We start from the raw sequence: 15,326 nt of genomic DNA on the forward strand, positions 1-15,326 counted from the left end.
CTGATGTCTTTCGCTCCACATCCGATACATGGACTCCTCCATTGCCGCCATCCTCACCCTGGATGGCCTGACCAACGGCATCGTCTATGGCTTGATCGCCATTGCACTGGTGCTGGTCTTCACGGTCACCCGCATCCTCTTCATTCCGCAGGGGGAATTCGTCGCCTATGGCGCGCTCACCCTGGCCATGCTGCAACAGGGCCAGCGTCCCGGCCCGCTGTGGCTGCTGCTGGTGCTGGCCGTCTGCGCGGCCGCCATGCAGAGCGCGGCATTGCTGCGCGCCGGCCAGCTCGCCCTGTTGCCGCGCGCCTTGCTCCGCACCCTGGGTGTGCCGCTGGCCGTTGCCGCCCTGGTGTGGTGGGCAGCGCCCCATCAGTTCTCACTACCGGTGCAGGTCCTGCTGACATTGCTGCTCATTACCGCACTCGGACCGCTGATGTACCAGGTGGTCTATGAATCGATGGCCGATGCCAGCGTGCTGCAACTGCTGATCGTCTCGGTCGGCATCCACCTGGCCATGACCGGGCTGGGCCTGGTGTTCTTCGGCGCCGAGGGCTTCCGCACCCCGGCCTTCTGGGATGAACGCTGGGACCTCGCTGCGCTCACCCTCAACGCCCAGACCGTGGTGGTCGTGGCGGCTGCGGCGGCCTTGCTGGTGGCGCTGTGGCTGTTCTCCGGACACACGCTGTATGGCAAGGCCCTGCGTGCCACGGCGGTGAACCGCCTGGGCGCGCGGCTCATGGGAATCTCCACGACGCTGGCCGGCAAATTGTCCTTTGCCGTGGCAGCGTTTATCGGTGCGCTGTCGGGTGTGCTGATCGGTCCGATGAGCACCATTTTTTACGACTCGGGTTTCCTGATCGGCCTGAAGGGCTTCGTCGCCGCCACCATCGGTGCACTGGCGAGTTTCCCGGCGGCGGCAGGCGGCGCGCTGCTGGTGGGCTTGCTGGAATCCTTCAGTTCCTTCTGGGCCAGTGATTTCAAGGAGGTCATCGTGTTCCTGGCGCTGCTGCCCATCCTGCTGTGGCGCTCGCTGGTCACGCCCGCGCATGACGAGGACGAGGAATGAGCATGAACAAACGACTCCCTCTCTACGCCCTGCTGGTGGCACTGGCGCTGTTCCCCATCCTGCCCACGCCGCAGTTCTGGGTGATCCAGGCCAACTACATCGGACTGTACGCGCTGGTGGCCATCGGCCTGGTACTGCTGACCGGTATCGGTGGCATGACTTCCTTCGGCCAGGCAGCCTTCGTCGGCATGGGTGCCTACACCACGTCCTATCTGACCACGGCGCACGGGATCTCACCCTGGCTGACACTGCCGGTGGGTCTGTTCATCACCGGTGTATCGGCCTATGTGCTGGGGCGCATCACGCTGCGCATGTCCGGTCACTACCTGCCGCTGGCCACCATCGCCTGGGGGATCAGCCTGTACTTCCTGTTCGGCAAGGTGGATTTTCTGGGCAAGTATGACGGCATCTCCGGCATCCCCCCGCTGCAACTGGCGGGGCTGGACCTGTCCAAGGATCGGCACCTGTACTACCTGATCTGGGCCATCGTGCTGGCGGCGGCCTGGGTCTCGCTGAACCTGCTGGATTCACGCGCGGGCCGCGCCATCCGCGCCCTCAAGGGGGGCCGCTCGATGGCCGAGGCCATGGGGGTGGATACGGGACGCTACAAGATCCTCATCTTCGTCTTTGCCGCGCTGCTGGCTGCGGTGTCGGGGTGGCTGTTCGCGCACATGCAGCGTACCGTCAATCCTTCTCCCTTCAGCCTGGCCATGGGTATCGAGTATCTGTTCATCGTGGTGGTCGGCGGCATCGCCCATATCTGGGGAGCGCTGCTGGGTGCCGGGGTACTCAAGCTGCTGTCGGACCAGTTGCAGGTGCTGCTGCCGGCACTGCTGGGTGATGGTGGCAGTTACGAGAGCATCGTCTTCGGCCTGATCCTGATCCTTTTGCTGAAGTATGCACGCGGCGGCCTGTGGCCCTGGGTGCGCGCGCTGTGGCTGCGCGCCTTCCCGCCCGCCCCCCTGGCGCTGCGCGTGGCCGGCGCCGCCCCGCTGGACAAGCGCAACGGTCCGGCGCGCGGTGCGCCGCTGCTGGAGGTAGACCAGATCAACAAGCGCTTTGGCGGACTGGTGGCGGTCAATGATGTGTCCTTCAAGGTCAAGGCGGGCGAAATCGTCGGCCTGATCGGTCCCAACGGTGCAGGCAAGTCCACGACCTTCAATCTGGTCACGGGTCTGCTGCATGCCAGCGGTGGTCGTGTCAGCTTCAATGGCCGCGACATCGCCGGACAGCCCGCGCGCGCCATCGCCAGGCTCGGCATCGCCCGTACCTTCCAGCACGTACGACTGTTGCCGGGCATGACGGTACTGGAAAACGTTGCCCTGGGCGCACACATGCGCAGCCAGCAAGGCTTCCTGCGCAATACGATCAACGCCATGCTGCATCTGGAACGCGCCGAGGAAAAAGCCCTGCTGGACGAAGCCGCACGCGCCCTGCATCGCGTCGGCCTGCAGCATCTGATGCACGAGCAGGCCGGTAACCTGGCGCTGGGGCAGCAACGCATCCTGGAGATCGCGCGCGCCCTGTGCTGCGATCCGCTGCTGCTGTTGCTCGATGAACCGGCGGCGGGCCTGCGCCATCTGGAAAAGCAGGCGCTTTCCCGGGTGTTGCAGGAACTGCGCGCCGACGGCATGAGCATCCTGCTGGTGGAACATGACATGGAGTTCGTCATGGAACTGACCGACCACATCGTGGTGATGGAATTCGGCGCCAAGATCGCCGAAGGCACACCGCAAGAGATACAAAGGCATCCCGCCGTGATCGAAGCCTACCTGGGTGGAATCGAATGAGCGAACTGGTCCTCGACGTCGCGCAATTGCGCGCAAGCTATGGCAAGGTGCAGGCCCTGCATGACATCAACCTCAGGCTGGAGCGCGGCAGCATTGCCACCGTGATCGGGCCCAATGGTGCGGGCAAGTCCACCTTGCTCAACGCCATCATGGGCGTGATGCCCGCGCAAGGCGCGGTGCATTACCAGGGCCAGGCCGTGCAACGCTGGAGCCTGGAGCAACGCGTGATGGCCGGTATCGCCCTGGTGCCGGAGCGACGTGAACTGTTTTCCACCATGAGCGTGGAAGACAACCTGCTGCTGGGCGGCTTTCGCCGCGTACGCTTGCGACAGGCTCAACCGCTGGATCAGCTGGCCACTGTCTTCGACCTGTTCCCGCGACTGAAGGAGCGCCGCACCCAGCAGGCCGGTACGCTCTCGGGCGGTGAGCGCCAGATGCTGGCCATCGGACGCGCCATGATGGCCAAGCCGGAACTGCTGATGCTGGATGAACCCAGCCTCGGCCTGGCACCGCGCATCGTCAAGGAGATTCTGCATATCGTTTCCGAACTGCGCACGGCCGGCATCTCGGTACTGCTGGTGGAACAGAATGCGCGCGCGGCCTTGCAGACGGCCGACTATGGCTATGTGCTGGAACTGGGCAAGGTCACCATGCAGGGCGAGTCCGCGAAACTGGCGGGAGATCCGCAAGTGATCCAGGCCTACCTGGGATTTGGCAAGAAGGCGGAAACCGAGGTGGCGACAGCCTCCTGAGACCTGGCGTTTTCTGCACCACAGTATGCAAAAACAACATAAGAAAGAAGCGCGACGAAAGGAATGACGATGAGCTATGCCCCACCCCTGCGCGACTTCGCCTTCGTCCTTGATGAAGTGCTGCAGGCTCCGCAGCTCTTGCGCGCCCTGCCGGCCCACGCCGAATTCGATGGCGAACTGATGATGCAGGTACTGGAAGAAGCCGGACGCTTTGCCGCCAATGTGGTGGCTCCCTTGAACAGTATTGGCGATCGGGAGGGTTGCCGTTTCGAGAATGGAGCGGTGACCACACCGCCCGGATTCGAGCGCGCCTATGCGCAATTCTGTGCGGGTGGATGGGCGGCCCTGGCCTGTGCGCCGGAACACGGCGGCCAGGGCTTGCCGCATGTGCTGGATTGCGCCCTCCATGAAATGCTGAGCGCAGCCAATCATGGCTGGACCATGTATCCCGGCTTGCTGCATGGGGCCTATGCCTGCCTGGCGGCGCATGGCTCGCCCGCGTTGCAGGCACGCTATCTGGAGAAGATCGCCAGCGGCGAATGGCTGGCCACCATGTGCCTGACCGAAGCCCAGGCTGGCAGCGACCTGGGCCAATTGCGCACACGTGCCGTGCCGCAAGAAGATGGCAGCTATCGCCTCACCGGCGACAAGATTTTCATCTCGGGAGGCGAACACGACCTGACGCCCAACATCTTGCATCTGGTACTGGCCCGATTGCCGGATGCGCTGCCAGGCAGCAAGGGCCTGTCGCTGTTGCTGGCACCGCGTGTGCTGGACGATGGCCGGCGCAACGGCGTGCACTGTACCGGCATCGAACACAAGATGGGTATTCACGGTAGCGCCACCTGCAGCCTGCACTTCGAGCAGGCGCAGGCATGGCTGGTCGGTGAGCCCGGACGCGGGCTGGCTGCGATGTTCGTGATGATGAATGCGGCGCGCCTGCATGTGGGCGCACAAGGGCTGGGTCTGGCCGAGGCGGCCTGGCAGCGCGCCAGCGCCTATGCGCGCGAGCGTCGCCAGTCGCGTGCGCCGGGTTCTTCCGGCAATGATCTGATCGTGCGCCATCCCGCCGTGCAGAAGCTGCTGATGGAGCAGCGCTGCCGCATCGAAGGCGCGCGCATGCTGACCTGCTGGGCCGGGCTGCTGCTGGATCTGGCCGCACATGACTCCGATGCGGTGCTGCGTCGTCGTCATCATGAGCGACTGGAATTGATCACGCCGGTCATCAAGGCTTTTCTCACCGATCAGGGATTCCAGTGCACCAGTCGCGCGCTGCAGGTCTTCGGGGGACATGGTTATGTGGTGGAGACCGGCATCGAACAGTTCATGCGCGATGCCCGCATCACCATGATCTATGAGGGGACCAACGAGATCCAGGCGATCGATTTCCTGATGCGCAAGGTGCTGGGTGATGAGGGCCGACGGCTGGATGATTTCCTCACGCTGGTGCGCGCGGACATCGACGATGGCAAGGTGCTGGGTGATCAGGCCGGATTGCTCGCAAGCGCTGTGGATAAATTAAGAGGACTCGCTACCCGTATCGCCTCGGCGGCAGTGCAATCGCCTTCCCTGCCCTATTACGTGGCCGATGAAATGCTGCGCCTGACCGGCCATGTGGCACTGGGCTGGATGTGGCTGCGCGCCGGACGACGGGCGATATCGGCCATGGCGTCGGACCCGGCCTGGTACGGCGGCAAGCGGGATGCCGCGTGCTATCATTTCGCCTTTGTGTTTGCGGAAGTCCACCAGTTGTCCAGCGTGATCGAAGGCTGCCTGGCGACCGGGCTGCCGCCTCTTCCCACCGACCTGGACCACCATGCTGCCCAAGAAGCCGGCTGATTTCGATTCCGACGAAGATGCAGCGCCAAGCGCGCCGCTGGACCAGCAACTGCTGTTGAGCCTGGTCGGCTACAACTGCCGCCGTGCCTACATCACCATCATGCCGTTATTCGAAAAACGGATGGCCAAGTTCGCATTGCGGCCAGTGGATTTCACGGTGCTCAGCCTCTTGAAGGCCAATCCCGACATCAACCAGAAGCGCCTCTCCAAGGCCATCAACGTCTCCCCGCCCAATCTGGCGACCTTGCTGGACAAGCTGGAGCAGCGCGGGCTGGTGCTGCGCCAGCGCAATCCTCAGGATCGCCGTTCACAGGTACTGGCATTGACGCCGGCGGGCATGCGCATGTGTAGCAAGGCCGAGCAGACCGCCATCGAACTGGAACTCAAGGCCACCGAGATGTTGTCCGATGCCGAGCGCGCCCAGCTCATCGGCTTGCTGCAGAAGATGTTCCTGCCGCAATAAGCGGCCTTTTTCATTCCATTCTCAACGCAGGAAGACCAGCTCGGCATAGCTGGGGTTGGCGTGCGCGCGCTGGTATTGCTTGAAGTCTTCGATGACCTGTGCGCGGGTCAGTCCTTGCTGTTGTTGCTGATCGGCAGCCGCAGTACGCGTTTGTTGCGCCGGGATGCTGGTGGTCGAGGTGGGCCCGGCCTTGACCGGTTCGGCTGCATAGGCTGCCTGCACTGCGATGCTGGCCACCGAAAGCGTGGCGGCGAGGACGAGTTGGCGTGTGATCTTGTTCATGTTCTGCTCCCTGGAATGCAAGCGGATGCTGCACGGTGCGTATCGCTTATGAGTGCTTCATTCCCATGGAAGAATCTTATTATTTCCTTTCTTCAGGAAAAACCTGTAATCCGGTAATGCTCTGTTGCGGCTCCAGAAAGAATGCCGCCAGGCATCTTCTCCCTTTGCTGGCAGCTGGTATGACAAATGATGAGTTGCAAGGCTTTTACCTGCCTCCATTGGCTTTGCCTCAGGGTCAGCAGGCGTCAGAATCGCTAAATCTTATAAATGATTTTCAGGGAACAGGCATGAAAATCGGTACCCGTCTTGGCGGCTCCTTCCTGCTCGTCACGCTGCTGGCGTGCGTGCTCATTGCAGCATCTCTTCTCACCCTGACGCAGATCGGTCGCCACTGGAGTGATTTTTCCGGCATGGTGCTAAACAAGCAAGACTATGCCACCCAGGGTTACATCAAATTGGGCGATGGTGTACAGAACTTCAAGAACTACGTAATACGCGGCAAGGATTACGACAAGCACTTTCTGGCCGACATGGATGCCATCGCGCGCCTGATGACCGAATATCGCAAGCTAGGAGTGGATAATCCCAAGGAAGAAGAGCTGCTGCAAAAGATCAACGCGGGCGAACGCAACTACCGCACTGCCATTGCCAAGGTGCAAGACATGAAGACGGCAGGTGCCACTGTGAGCGAGATCGACGCCTCCATTAGTGGCGCCGACAAGATCCTCGGCGCGGGCTTTGCAGGTTTGCTGGCGATTGCCCGCGAGAACGCCAACGGCACCGGCCAGGAAATTTCCAGTGCCATCCGCAGCGGTCGCGCCATCGGATTGGGGGTGGGTGCGGTCGTCGTACTGTTGGCTACATTATTGGCCACCTTGGTCACGCGTTCCATCACACGGCCCATTGGCGAGGCGGTGACCATCGCCAAGACGGTTGCCGCAGGCGACCTGGGCAGCCGCATCGAGGTTACGCGCAAGGATGAGACTGGTGAACTGTTGCAGGCCCTCAAGGACATGAACAGCAGCCTGCAACGAGTAGTGGGTGGCGTGCGCATCGGCAGCGATACCATCGTCACGGCCTCTACCCAGATCGCCGGGGGCAATCTGGATCTGTCGGCCCGCACGGAACAGCAGGCCAGCTCGCTGGAAGAAACAGCTGCGGCCATGGAACAGATCACCTCCACCGTGCGCCGCAATGCCGATCATGCGCGCCAGGCCAATGCGATGGCGGGATCGGTGTCTGAAGTCGCTTCGCGCAGCGGGCTGGTGGTGTCGGATGTGGTGAGCACCATGGACGAGATCCAGGGCTCGGCCCGTGAGATTGCCGAGATCATCAGCGTGATCGATGGTATCGCGTTCCAGACCAATATCCTTGCCCTCAATGCGGCGGTGGAGGCGGCCCGGGCGGGCGAGCAGGGGCGCGGCTTTGCGGTGGTTGCCTCGGAAGTACGCAGCCTGGCACAGCGTTCGGCGACCGCGGCCAAGGAGATCAAGGACCTGATCGGCAACTCGGTGCAGAAGGTGGAAGCGGGCAGTCAACTGGTCAGGAATGCGGGTGCGACCATCGAGGAACTGGTGGTGAGCGTGCGCAGTGTGACGCAGATCATGAGCGAGATTTCCGCCGCCAGCGGCGAACAGGAAGCTGGCATCGAACAGGTCAATCAGGCCATTGCACAGATGGATACGGTGACGCAGCAGAATGCGGCGCTGGTGGAAGAAGCAGCGGCAGCCACGGAGGCGCTCAAGGAACAGGCGCGCAGGCTGGCGGAGTCGGTGAGCGTGTTTCGGCTGGGGGTGGGGAAGATGGCTTGAAGAGAGAAAGATGCGCCGTGCAACTAACGCTGGGCAATCTGGCGCGGCGTCTCTCTGAGGCGTTCAACGGCGATCCATCCGAGATCAGCGCTGATCAATCCACGATACTGTGCCACATCGCGCCCAGCTCCTCATACTTCTTCATGACGTGACGCTGGGCCGCATCATAGATGCGCTGTGCTTCGTCGGCTTCGCGCTTGATCTCGGCCATGGTTTTCTTTTTCAACGCGCTGGCCTGGTCTCTTGCCGCCTCGGCTGCCGCGTGCAATCTCTTTTTGGCCGCTTCAGCCTGTTCCTGGATTTCCCGCCTGGCAGCTTGCGCCTTGTCCTCAAGCTCGCGCCTGGCGCGCACGGCCGCATCCTCGACGGCATGGTAACCGCTGACGATGCGATCGCGCGCGCGATCATAGGTACGGACGGTGTAATCCTTGATGTCACGCGCGTCTTCAGCCATGTCCGCAGCACGTTCACCCACCTTGCGCTCGACCAGTTCGCCGATCTTGCGCGTGGCTGAATCGCCCTCGCCCTGCAGAAACACCTGACGGAAGCGGGCATAGCCACCGGTGATGAAAATCGGCTCGTGCTTCCCTGCGACACGGAAGCCGGCCCGGGAATCATGGATATAGTCGTCGAAGAGCGTCACCGAGGCGGCCGGCGGCACCGGACCTGCGCACATGATGTCGTAGAATTTTTTCTCTTCCGCAGTCAGGTGCTCCTTGGCCGCATCCGTCAGGACGCCCGCCAGCGGCGAGACGCGGCGCACATACTTTCGGGCCATCTGCCCCATGCGCTGATCCAGATCGAGATTGCTACGCTCGCGCCAGTCACGGATCATTTTCCCGAGTTCGACATCGGCCTCCAGCAGATCCTTCTTGTCGGAGCTTGCAGCATCCCGATAGAACCGCTTGCTCAACAACAAGCCCCCCTTCCCCTCATGCAGCGATCCTCGCCACCGAAGATACTGACGGGTATGGGCTTGCGTAAATTCGCGAATGCTGCCGCCCTTGATGCCGTTACCGGACAACCAGTCGTTGTAGGCCTTGACCAGACGCGCGTCGGTGGCAAAGCCTTTGGCGCTGGCAGAGTCTTTCGCCAGCTCGGCCAGGGTCAGCAACGGGACGCCGCCCTTGAGTGCAGCAAAGTGCATGTCAATGAGGGGGATCTGCGAGAGCTGCGGTGACAAGCCCCAGTCAGGCATGGATTTACCCTGCTCCCCCGGCAGGTAGCCGCCGCCCACATCAGAGTGCATGCCGGGATAGCCGACATTCTTCCATCCTGTGGAGGACTCCAAGGGGAAACTGGCGCGCTGTTCGTGCAGAGCCACGAAATGCGCACACTCTTCAACCGCTGGCAAAATGGATTGCGTATTGTGCGCCCAGGCCATGTGACCGAAGGTGATCGGCGTCACATCCCCGATACCGACCGAAGCGACCGTATCAAAGAGACCGAGGAAGCCAATGCGAATCGGCACACCAGCGATCTCGAAGGCACCCCCGGAAGGCGTAAAGAGCTCGTGCAGCCAGTGCGTGAACGCGCGAGCCTCAGCCGCTCCACGCGAAAAACCGAATACCGAAACGTTGATCTGCACGATCTTGCGCTGGCTGGATTTGACCGCGGCAGTCAGCTTGTCGATGAACTGCTTGTAGATGTCGGCGCGGCGCATCTGCTCCGGTGCGTTCAGCAGATAGCCGGGCACATTCCACTGTCCGACTTTCATGTCCGCCGTTGCTGCATAGGCGTTGCCACCCGCCAGCATGGAAGAACTCATGAAGTTGACGAGTTGGCGTCGTTGCAGGAGGTCACCAAAAAGACCCGCTCCTGTCAGATAAGTGTAGACGGCATCGAGCAAAAAGGTGATGCCCCAGTTGATGCGATCCGCTCCCATGAAGCCAAACGCATTTCCGCCGATGTCGGTTCCCAATTTGCTGTTGTCACCAATCTCTGCAAAGGGTGTTCCCACACCCTGCATGTAGGATTTAAAGAATCCGTTTTTTGGCTCATCGAGATAGGCATCGTATAGTCGCGCGACATTGCTATGCTTGTTCCGCTGCCGCTGTGTCGCCGTCTGTTTTTCCTCTACCCACTTGTCATTGTTGCCGGTTCCATCAAAGAACATGCCGACGAAGATCTGCCCCTTGCATTCAGTACTTCCCCGAGACCGCAGACAAGCCAGCGCCTTGGCACGCTGCGCGGCCTCCTTGGCAGAAAATTTTCGATGCCCATTGCTTGGTACCGGACGCCCCGTGTAAAGCATACTCATGCTCATACTCCCGCAACTAGTTTGATCCTGGCTTCAATTCAGCCTCTGGTCCTTTCAACGGATAGTCAGGGTGCCAGAGCGCGAGGTTCGTAGCGAATACTTTCACCTGCCCATCCCGCAAGAAATGTACCGAGAGGTGACCCGCCTGTTCCGATGTATATTGCGGCACAGGCACTGACCAGGAACGCTCAACCGGCTCCCCCGCACCATTCACGGTGCGGACATTGACGTTCGCCATCAGTCCCGCACGCCAGTTCTTTGGGACACTGATACAGCAGATATAGCCTCCGCCACCCTGTCCGGCTGCGATGTAGCCACCCGCAGCGCGCTTTCCCGGTATGACGGTGACATCAAAGTCCGATATGCCAAAGGCAGTATGGTTATAGCCGACCAGTTCCATCCCCAGCTCGGGCGCTTCCTTCTCTTCACATCCGCCCAACATGATGAGTAGAGACAGCAGCAACATGTGGAGCAGGGACTTTCCGGACATCTTGATGATGTATTCCATGGATATATTTCAAAGTAACGAAAACTCTATCGGACGATACGAGGCTCTATGCTCTGGCAGCGTTCATCGAAGGGCTAACGACTGCTGCCATTGACCGCGTTCTCCCACAACGGCTGCCCGCTATCGTACACACGTTGCGGAAGGCCGATGAGGGCATCACTGAATTGGTCCGAAGAAGCCGGCGGATGCGCCATCACCTGCTTGAACTCGGGCTGCTCGAGACCCTTGCCCGAGGTGTACAAGGCCAGCAGCACGTAGGCGGTCTGACGATCGATATCCTTCAGGCCTGCGGAAACCGCCCGCTTCTGGTACTGCGCGACGAAGCGCTCCAGTTTTTGTGGTTCAACCAGGGCCGTTTCGTCGGGGATCACGAACTTGAGATGCGCCACCAGGGCCTTCAGATCGTCATTCGTCTGGGCATGCGCGCGCGGACAAGACATGGCCAGCAGCACCACCATTCCCAGTACCAATACCAGTACCCATTGCGGAAAAATAATTTTTTTCTGCCAGTGTTCATGCGACATGCTCGTTCTCCCAAAGAGGTGGCCCTGCTTCCCAGACTTCACCAGGCATTTCCTGCAGGGCATCGAAATAGGCTGCCAGTGAATCAGGCGGATCCTGCATCAAGGCCTTGACCGCAGGATGCTCAACACCAATGCCGCTGGTGTAGAGTGCCAGCAACACGTACTGCGTCTGCCGATCGATATCATCCACGCCGGCGTCGCGCGCACGCTGCTGATAGGTGGCGACGAATTCCACCAACGTGCGTGTGGGCAAGGCATTCGTCTCATCAGGGATCACGAAGCGCAAATGCGTGAGCAGGGCATCGAGATCTCCGGCATCCACCAGCAGCCCGAACTGACGGTCATCCAGCGTCACCAGCGGTGCGTCCAACGGCAAAGCCTGGCTGGGCGGGTGCACCTGCTCGCTCTGATAGAGCGTCCGGGCTTCGCCGAAACGGTCCACGAAAGCCAGGCTGAGCATGCCGCCCGTGAATAGCGCCAGTTGATCCTTGGACAAAGCCTGTATCCAGATCGGCAGGATGCGCGTGTCATACCAGCGCATCATCATGACTTGCCCATCGCTGAGACTCACGTGGTGGAAGTTGCGCAGATGTGCTGCAAAGTCATGCAGGCCGAGCGAGCTCTCATACCAGCTCAGGCAAGGCGCGCCAAAGCCGAGCTGAGAGATCCAGCGCACGAGCCTCAATGCACGCTGCTCATCCAGTCCCGAGAGGGGAAGCAGAAGAGGCGCAATTTCAGGCAAGGCTTCTTCGCGCTTTCCCTCGAACAGCGAGGTATAAGGAACGTGCATGGACTGCAGCTTGAGATGGCTCGCCTCGGCCTGCGCCGTATCGAGCAGAAGGAAGGCTTGGTGGCCGCGTTCACGACATGCCTGCGCCCAATGCAACAGCGCCAACGGATCGTCATGCACATCACTCATGGCATCAGTCCCGGTGTTCTAGTTCGGGAGAACAAGCGCATTGCCCTGCAACCGCCGCACCGCTGCGGCATTCATGTCGTCGCTCTTCCTGGTCTCCTCTTCCTTCTTGGCATCGGTCTTGCCGAAGGTATCGATGGCGCGTGTCTGGAAATACAAGGTGGCAGAGAGAACATGGTCGTGCCAGCTGGTGAGCATGGTGTCATGCACCAGCAGATCGAACAGGGCCATCACTTTGTCCGGCAGCGGGTTCTTGCCATTGGTGGCATTGATCCAGGCATCGGCCAGCGTGAGCTCCCCGGGCGACATCAAAGGACGTGCCGGTTTGTAGGTCGGTTTCTGGCCCGAGGGGTCCACGAAAATGGCCGCATGCTCGTCAACGTACTTCTGCCATTTCATCTTGCGTTGGGGTTCGTCGTCCTGCTGTTTCTGATAGCGGGCCCGCTGCGCAATGACCTCCTGAGCTTCCTTGTCCAGGCGCTCCCAGACGCTGACAAAGGGGCGGTGCACTTCCAGGATGGTGTCTGGCATGTTGCGGGTTTCATCATCCTGAGCCGCGAACAACTCGGCCATCGCCCGGCCATAGCCTTCGCGGTCGGTCGATGCCGTGCGGCGCGCCTCTGCGAACGCCTTCTCCGCACGCTCACGCCGTTCGCGCCGTTGATCCTGGGCGGCGCGCACCGCGTCTGCATGGGTGGTCACGGATTCGCGAAATTCCTTGGACTGGTAGCGTACGGCCAGCCAGGAAATGAAGACGCTCATGTGCTTGAGAAAATCCAGGCCTGGCGCGCGCGGGACGACGGCGCGATAGGCGTTGACCAGCTCCATCATGCGGTAGCTGGATTTGTCGTCGACGATGGGGGCCGCCAGGGAGAACTTTTGAAATGTCTCAGTCTTGTAAATCGCAAGATCCTCCATGCGGTCCATCATGACGCCCGAAATCAGCGCCTCATGGAGCATGTCCCGCAGAGGAACTCGTTGCAATTCCCCACGGAAGTTGAGCGTTCCATCCGGGGAACCACCTGTGACGTCTTCGCTGGTACCCGGATAAAGATATTGTTCTCCGCGAGTTTTTTCCAAGCTGTCGAGGCGTTGATAGAAACGTAGTTCATGAGCCGCCGCGAAATGTACGCAACGCTGTACAGCCGGCGGTATTGCCAAAGCACGATCGCCGTAGTTTTGCTTGATCACACCGACCAGAGGCAGAAAACCGATGAGCTTGTTTTCCTCCATGATCGAAGCGACACTATCCAGCAACCCGACGAACTTGATTTCGATCAGGCTACCGTCGATGGCCAAGTCCTGCTCATTGGCGCGCTTGTAGATACGAGCGAGTTCATTGACGAATGTTCGCGCGATGACACATCCCCGGTCGGCACCAAAGACACTGACCTGCATGCGCTGAACCTTGGGAATCTTGCCCTTGGCATCCGCGTAGGCGGCCTTGAACTGGTCCAAGGCCGCACTGAGCCTCACGTCAACGCCGGTTCCAAAGAGACTGGCACTGGCGGCACTGTCGCGGACCATGGGAATGGAATCGGCCACCACATCGGCCATCAATACCTTGGCGGCAGACCAACTGGCTTTCAAGGGATTTTTCTTGAGGTCATACAGGAAACCTCGCAATGATGCCTTGCCACGCATGACCCAACGATCACCGCTGGCCATGGTCAGCATTCGCCGCGCATTACCGGGCAAGGCCTTGGTTTCCTTGATTACGTCCTTGTAAGCCTTGACCACTGGACGGAAAGACATCTCAGTCAACGAGTCCTTCAATACCTTGCCGCCCAGCTTCATCGGATCAGTAACACCAGTTACTGTCTTTACGGACTTTTCCACACGATCGTAGCCTGCAATCTTGCTCGCCGCAGACAGGGCGACGCCCCCGGCATTCTTCGCAATCTTGGTAGCGGCGCGGACAAGATCACGATTAGCTGCGTCCTTATTGAGAGGCGTCCCTAATCCTGAGTAATAGAAGCTATACCAGAACTGATTGTCTGGCCGACGAACATCTTCGTTATCTCTGTGCGCTTCCCACAGACGGCAGATATTCGAATAACGGGATGTCTGTGGATCATCCATATCTCGATTTCTGCCGAAGCCATCAAAAAAGAATCCGACGTGTATATCAGCTTGGCAAGCAAGTTTCTCTGCCTCTTTCTGCTTGGCCCTCGCGCCTGCCATCTTTATAGCAAGGTCCGGCGGGGAACGATCTTCCTGAGCTATTCTGGAAGGATCTCTTTCTCCGGTAGTACGAGTCATGGTTGCTGCTCCTTGCCACTGACAGAAAAAGTCTTGATTTGATCTACAGCGGCCTCTGGCAGGTTCTTCATTTCTCTGCCGAAATCACCCGATTTTCCCTTTGTGTCTTTTAGAATCTCCTGCACCTGCGGAAATCGGTCAAATCCGGGGTTAACCAATAAATAGAACCTAACAAACTGCACCAAATCCTCGGAGTCCGTAAGACGATATTTTTTCCATGCTTCACTGGCAATCCGTGCCGTCCGTCTGAACAATTCTGCTTCATTCAGTTTTCCTGCCGGATCAATTTTTTTCCCATATTGCTCCAGAAGCGTTCGATGGACGGTTCGATAACTGATCCGCGAAGCTCCCAAGTCACTCCTGAATTCAGGCTCGACATGAGCATCTGGATAAAAATGTAATCCTAATATTCTGGTACCGGCGTTTCCTTCCAACTTGGTCGGAGGAAGATGGATATCTTCTTTAAAACTAATATATTGAATTGGCTTGTAAAGGTCCTTGGAGGCGACGTCTGCGTCATACATCTTCCACTCAACGCTAAATTCCGTGCCTTGCAATTGATAGCAACAGCTAAGTCTGCCCGCACCAGAACCCGGCATCAAATCTCCGCCGCCGCTGGCCTGATTTCCATACTTGTCGGTAATAACAAATCTGGACAGGTTATAAGGCGTGTAATTGAAGGCCTCAATACTCAAGCCGCTATAAGTCGGTTCGGAGGAAAGTCCATCACATCCTACCAACGCCACTACCATCGCAACCGCACTGAACAGGGCGCTGCCAATTTTTTTCATCCCATCTCCTGTTATCTCAATTTCGTGTTCACGCGGTTTCAGCGAAAACCTTCATGATC

13 protein-coding genes are annotated in these 15,326 nt (G+C 59.6%); 6 read left to right on the forward strand and 7 right to left on the reverse strand.

What is annotated here, in order from left to right; translation table 11 throughout:
• Positions 1–28: 28 nt before the first annotated feature.
• From HNO82_RS19220 to HNO82_RS19240, 5 genes are all read left to right on the forward strand, one after another.
• Positions 29–1,069 carry a branched-chain amino acid ABC transporter permease gene (locus HNO82_RS19220; protein WP_175344779.1) on the forward strand — a complete coding sequence of 347 codons (1,041 nt, stop codon included), beginning with the start codon at positions 29–31 and terminating at the stop codon, positions 1,067–1,069.
• The gene (locus HNO82_RS19225) at positions 1,066–2,859 is read left to right on the forward strand and encodes a branched-chain amino acid ABC transporter ATP-binding protein/permease (protein ID WP_175344780.1); all 1,794 of its coding nucleotides are present in this window, start codon (positions 1,066–1,068) and stop codon (positions 2,857–2,859) included. Before HNO82_RS19220 ends, HNO82_RS19225 begins: the two co-directional genes overlap by 4 nt.
• On the forward strand, positions 2,856–3,611 hold the full coding sequence (locus HNO82_RS19230) for an ABC transporter ATP-binding protein (RefSeq protein ID WP_175344781.1): 756 nt from the start codon (positions 2,856–2,858) through the stop codon (positions 3,609–3,611). Before HNO82_RS19225 ends, HNO82_RS19230 begins: the two co-directional genes overlap by 4 nt.
• A 63-nt stretch (positions 3,612–3,674) precedes the next feature.
• Complete coding sequence (locus tag HNO82_RS19235; RefSeq protein ID WP_175344782.1) at positions 3,675–5,450, forward strand: acyl-CoA dehydrogenase; 1,776 nt, start codon at positions 3,675–3,677, stop codon at positions 5,448–5,450.
• The gene (locus tag HNO82_RS19240; protein WP_008332229.1) at positions 5,428–5,913 is read left to right on the forward strand and encodes a MarR family winged helix-turn-helix transcriptional regulator; all 486 of its coding nucleotides are present in this window, start codon (positions 5,428–5,430) and stop codon (positions 5,911–5,913) included. Before HNO82_RS19235 ends, HNO82_RS19240 begins: the two co-directional genes overlap by 23 nt.
• Positions 5,914–5,934: 21 nt before the next feature.
• Here the strand turns inward: HNO82_RS19240 and HNO82_RS19245 are convergent, their stop codons facing one another.
• Positions 5,935–6,195 (reverse strand): hypothetical protein, encoded by a 261-nt coding sequence (locus tag HNO82_RS19245; protein WP_175344783.1) that lies wholly within the window; start codon positions 6,193–6,195, stop codon positions 5,935–5,937.
• 287 nt (positions 6,196–6,482) lie between these two features.
• Here HNO82_RS19245 and HNO82_RS22395 point away from each other — a divergent pair, with 287 nt between their 5' ends.
• On the forward strand, positions 6,483–8,006 hold the full coding sequence (locus HNO82_RS22395) for a methyl-accepting chemotaxis protein (protein WP_175344784.1): 1,524 nt from the start codon (positions 6,483–6,485) through the stop codon (positions 8,004–8,006).
• 94 nt (positions 8,007–8,100) lie between these two features.
• Here HNO82_RS22395 and HNO82_RS19255 read toward each other — a convergent pair whose 3' ends face one another.
• The 6 genes from HNO82_RS19255 to HNO82_RS19280 form a co-directional block, all read right to left on the reverse strand.
• The gene (locus HNO82_RS19255; protein ID WP_175344785.1) at positions 8,101–10,266 is read right to left on the reverse strand and encodes a T6SS phospholipase effector Tle1-like catalytic domain-containing protein; all 2,166 of its coding nucleotides are present in this window, start codon (positions 10,264–10,266) and stop codon (positions 8,101–8,103) included.
• A gap of 16 nt (positions 10,267–10,282) precedes the next feature.
• A complete protein-coding gene (locus HNO82_RS19260) occupies positions 10,283–10,774 on the reverse strand; it encodes a DUF3304 domain-containing protein (RefSeq protein WP_081486084.1) in 492 nt (163 codons plus the stop codon).
• A gap of 74 nt (positions 10,775–10,848) precedes the next feature.
• Complete coding sequence (locus HNO82_RS19265) at positions 10,849–11,298, reverse strand: hypothetical protein (protein WP_008332233.1); 450 nt, start codon at positions 11,296–11,298, stop codon at positions 10,849–10,851.
• Positions 11,288–12,217, reverse strand: coding sequence for a DUF4123 domain-containing protein (locus tag HNO82_RS19270; RefSeq protein WP_175344786.1), 930 nt, complete (start codon positions 12,215–12,217; stop codon positions 11,288–11,290). The genes HNO82_RS19265 and HNO82_RS19270 overlap by 11 nt, the downstream gene beginning before the upstream one ends.
• Positions 12,218–12,235: 18 nt before the next feature.
• The gene (locus tag HNO82_RS19275; protein ID WP_241822149.1) at positions 12,236–14,476 is read right to left on the reverse strand and encodes a T6SS phospholipase effector Tle1-like catalytic domain-containing protein; all 2,241 of its coding nucleotides are present in this window, start codon (positions 14,474–14,476) and stop codon (positions 12,236–12,238) included.
• Positions 14,473–15,267: a hypothetical protein gene (locus tag HNO82_RS19280; protein ID WP_175344787.1), complete on the reverse strand. Its 795-nt coding sequence runs from the start codon at positions 15,265–15,267 to the stop codon at positions 14,473–14,475. The genes HNO82_RS19275 and HNO82_RS19280 overlap by 4 nt, the downstream gene beginning before the upstream one ends.
• Between the last annotated feature and the right edge of the window lie 59 nt (positions 15,268–15,326).

Origin of the sequence: Herbaspirillum sp. C9C3 (assembly GCF_013359625.1) — a bacterium.
In the GTDB taxonomy this organism is placed as follows: domain Bacteria; phylum Pseudomonadota; class Gammaproteobacteria; order Burkholderiales; family Burkholderiaceae_D; genus Herbaspirillum.

Bases quoted from the DNA above. Each gene is read 5' to 3' on its own strand.
- HNO82_RS19245 (WP_175344783.1), bottom strand. From the start codon at position 6,195: ATGAACAAGATCACACGCCAACTCGTCCTCGCCGCCACGCTTTCGGTG.
- HNO82_RS19235 (WP_175344782.1), top strand. From the start codon at position 3,675: ATGACGATGAGCTATGCCCCACCCCTGCGCGACTTCGCCTTCGTCCTT.
- HNO82_RS22395 (WP_175344784.1), top strand. From the start codon at position 6,483: ATGAAAATCGGTACCCGTCTTGGCGGCTCCTTCCTGCTCGTCACGCTG.
- HNO82_RS19275 (WP_241822149.1), bottom strand. From the start codon at position 14,476: ATGACTCGTACTACCGGAGAAAGAGATCCTTCCAGAATAGCTCAGGAA.
- HNO82_RS19260 (WP_081486084.1), bottom strand. From the start codon at position 10,774: ATGGAATACATCATCAAGATGTCCGGAAAGTCCCTGCTCCACATGTTG.
- HNO82_RS19270 (WP_175344786.1), bottom strand. From the start codon at position 12,217: ATGAGTGATGTGCATGACGATCCGTTGGCGCTGTTGCATTGGGCGCAG.
- HNO82_RS19230 (WP_175344781.1), top strand. From the start codon at position 2,856: ATGAGCGAACTGGTCCTCGACGTCGCGCAATTGCGCGCAAGCTATGGC.
- HNO82_RS19225 (WP_175344780.1), top strand. From the start codon at position 1,066: ATGAGCATGAACAAACGACTCCCTCTCTACGCCCTGCTGGTGGCACTG.
- HNO82_RS19220 (WP_175344779.1), top strand. From the start codon at position 29: ATGGACTCCTCCATTGCCGCCATCCTCACCCTGGATGGCCTGACCAAC.
- HNO82_RS19265 (WP_008332233.1), bottom strand. From the start codon at position 11,298: ATGTCGCATGAACACTGGCAGAAAAAAATTATTTTTCCGCAATGGGTA.
- HNO82_RS19255 (WP_175344785.1), bottom strand. From the start codon at position 10,266: ATGAGTATGCTTTACACGGGGCGTCCGGTACCAAGCAATGGGCATCGA.
- HNO82_RS19240 (WP_008332229.1), top strand. From the start codon at position 5,428: ATGCTGCCCAAGAAGCCGGCTGATTTCGATTCCGACGAAGATGCAGCG.
- HNO82_RS19280 (WP_175344787.1), bottom strand. From the start codon at position 15,267: ATGAAAAAAATTGGCAGCGCCCTGTTCAGTGCGGTTGCGATGGTAGTG.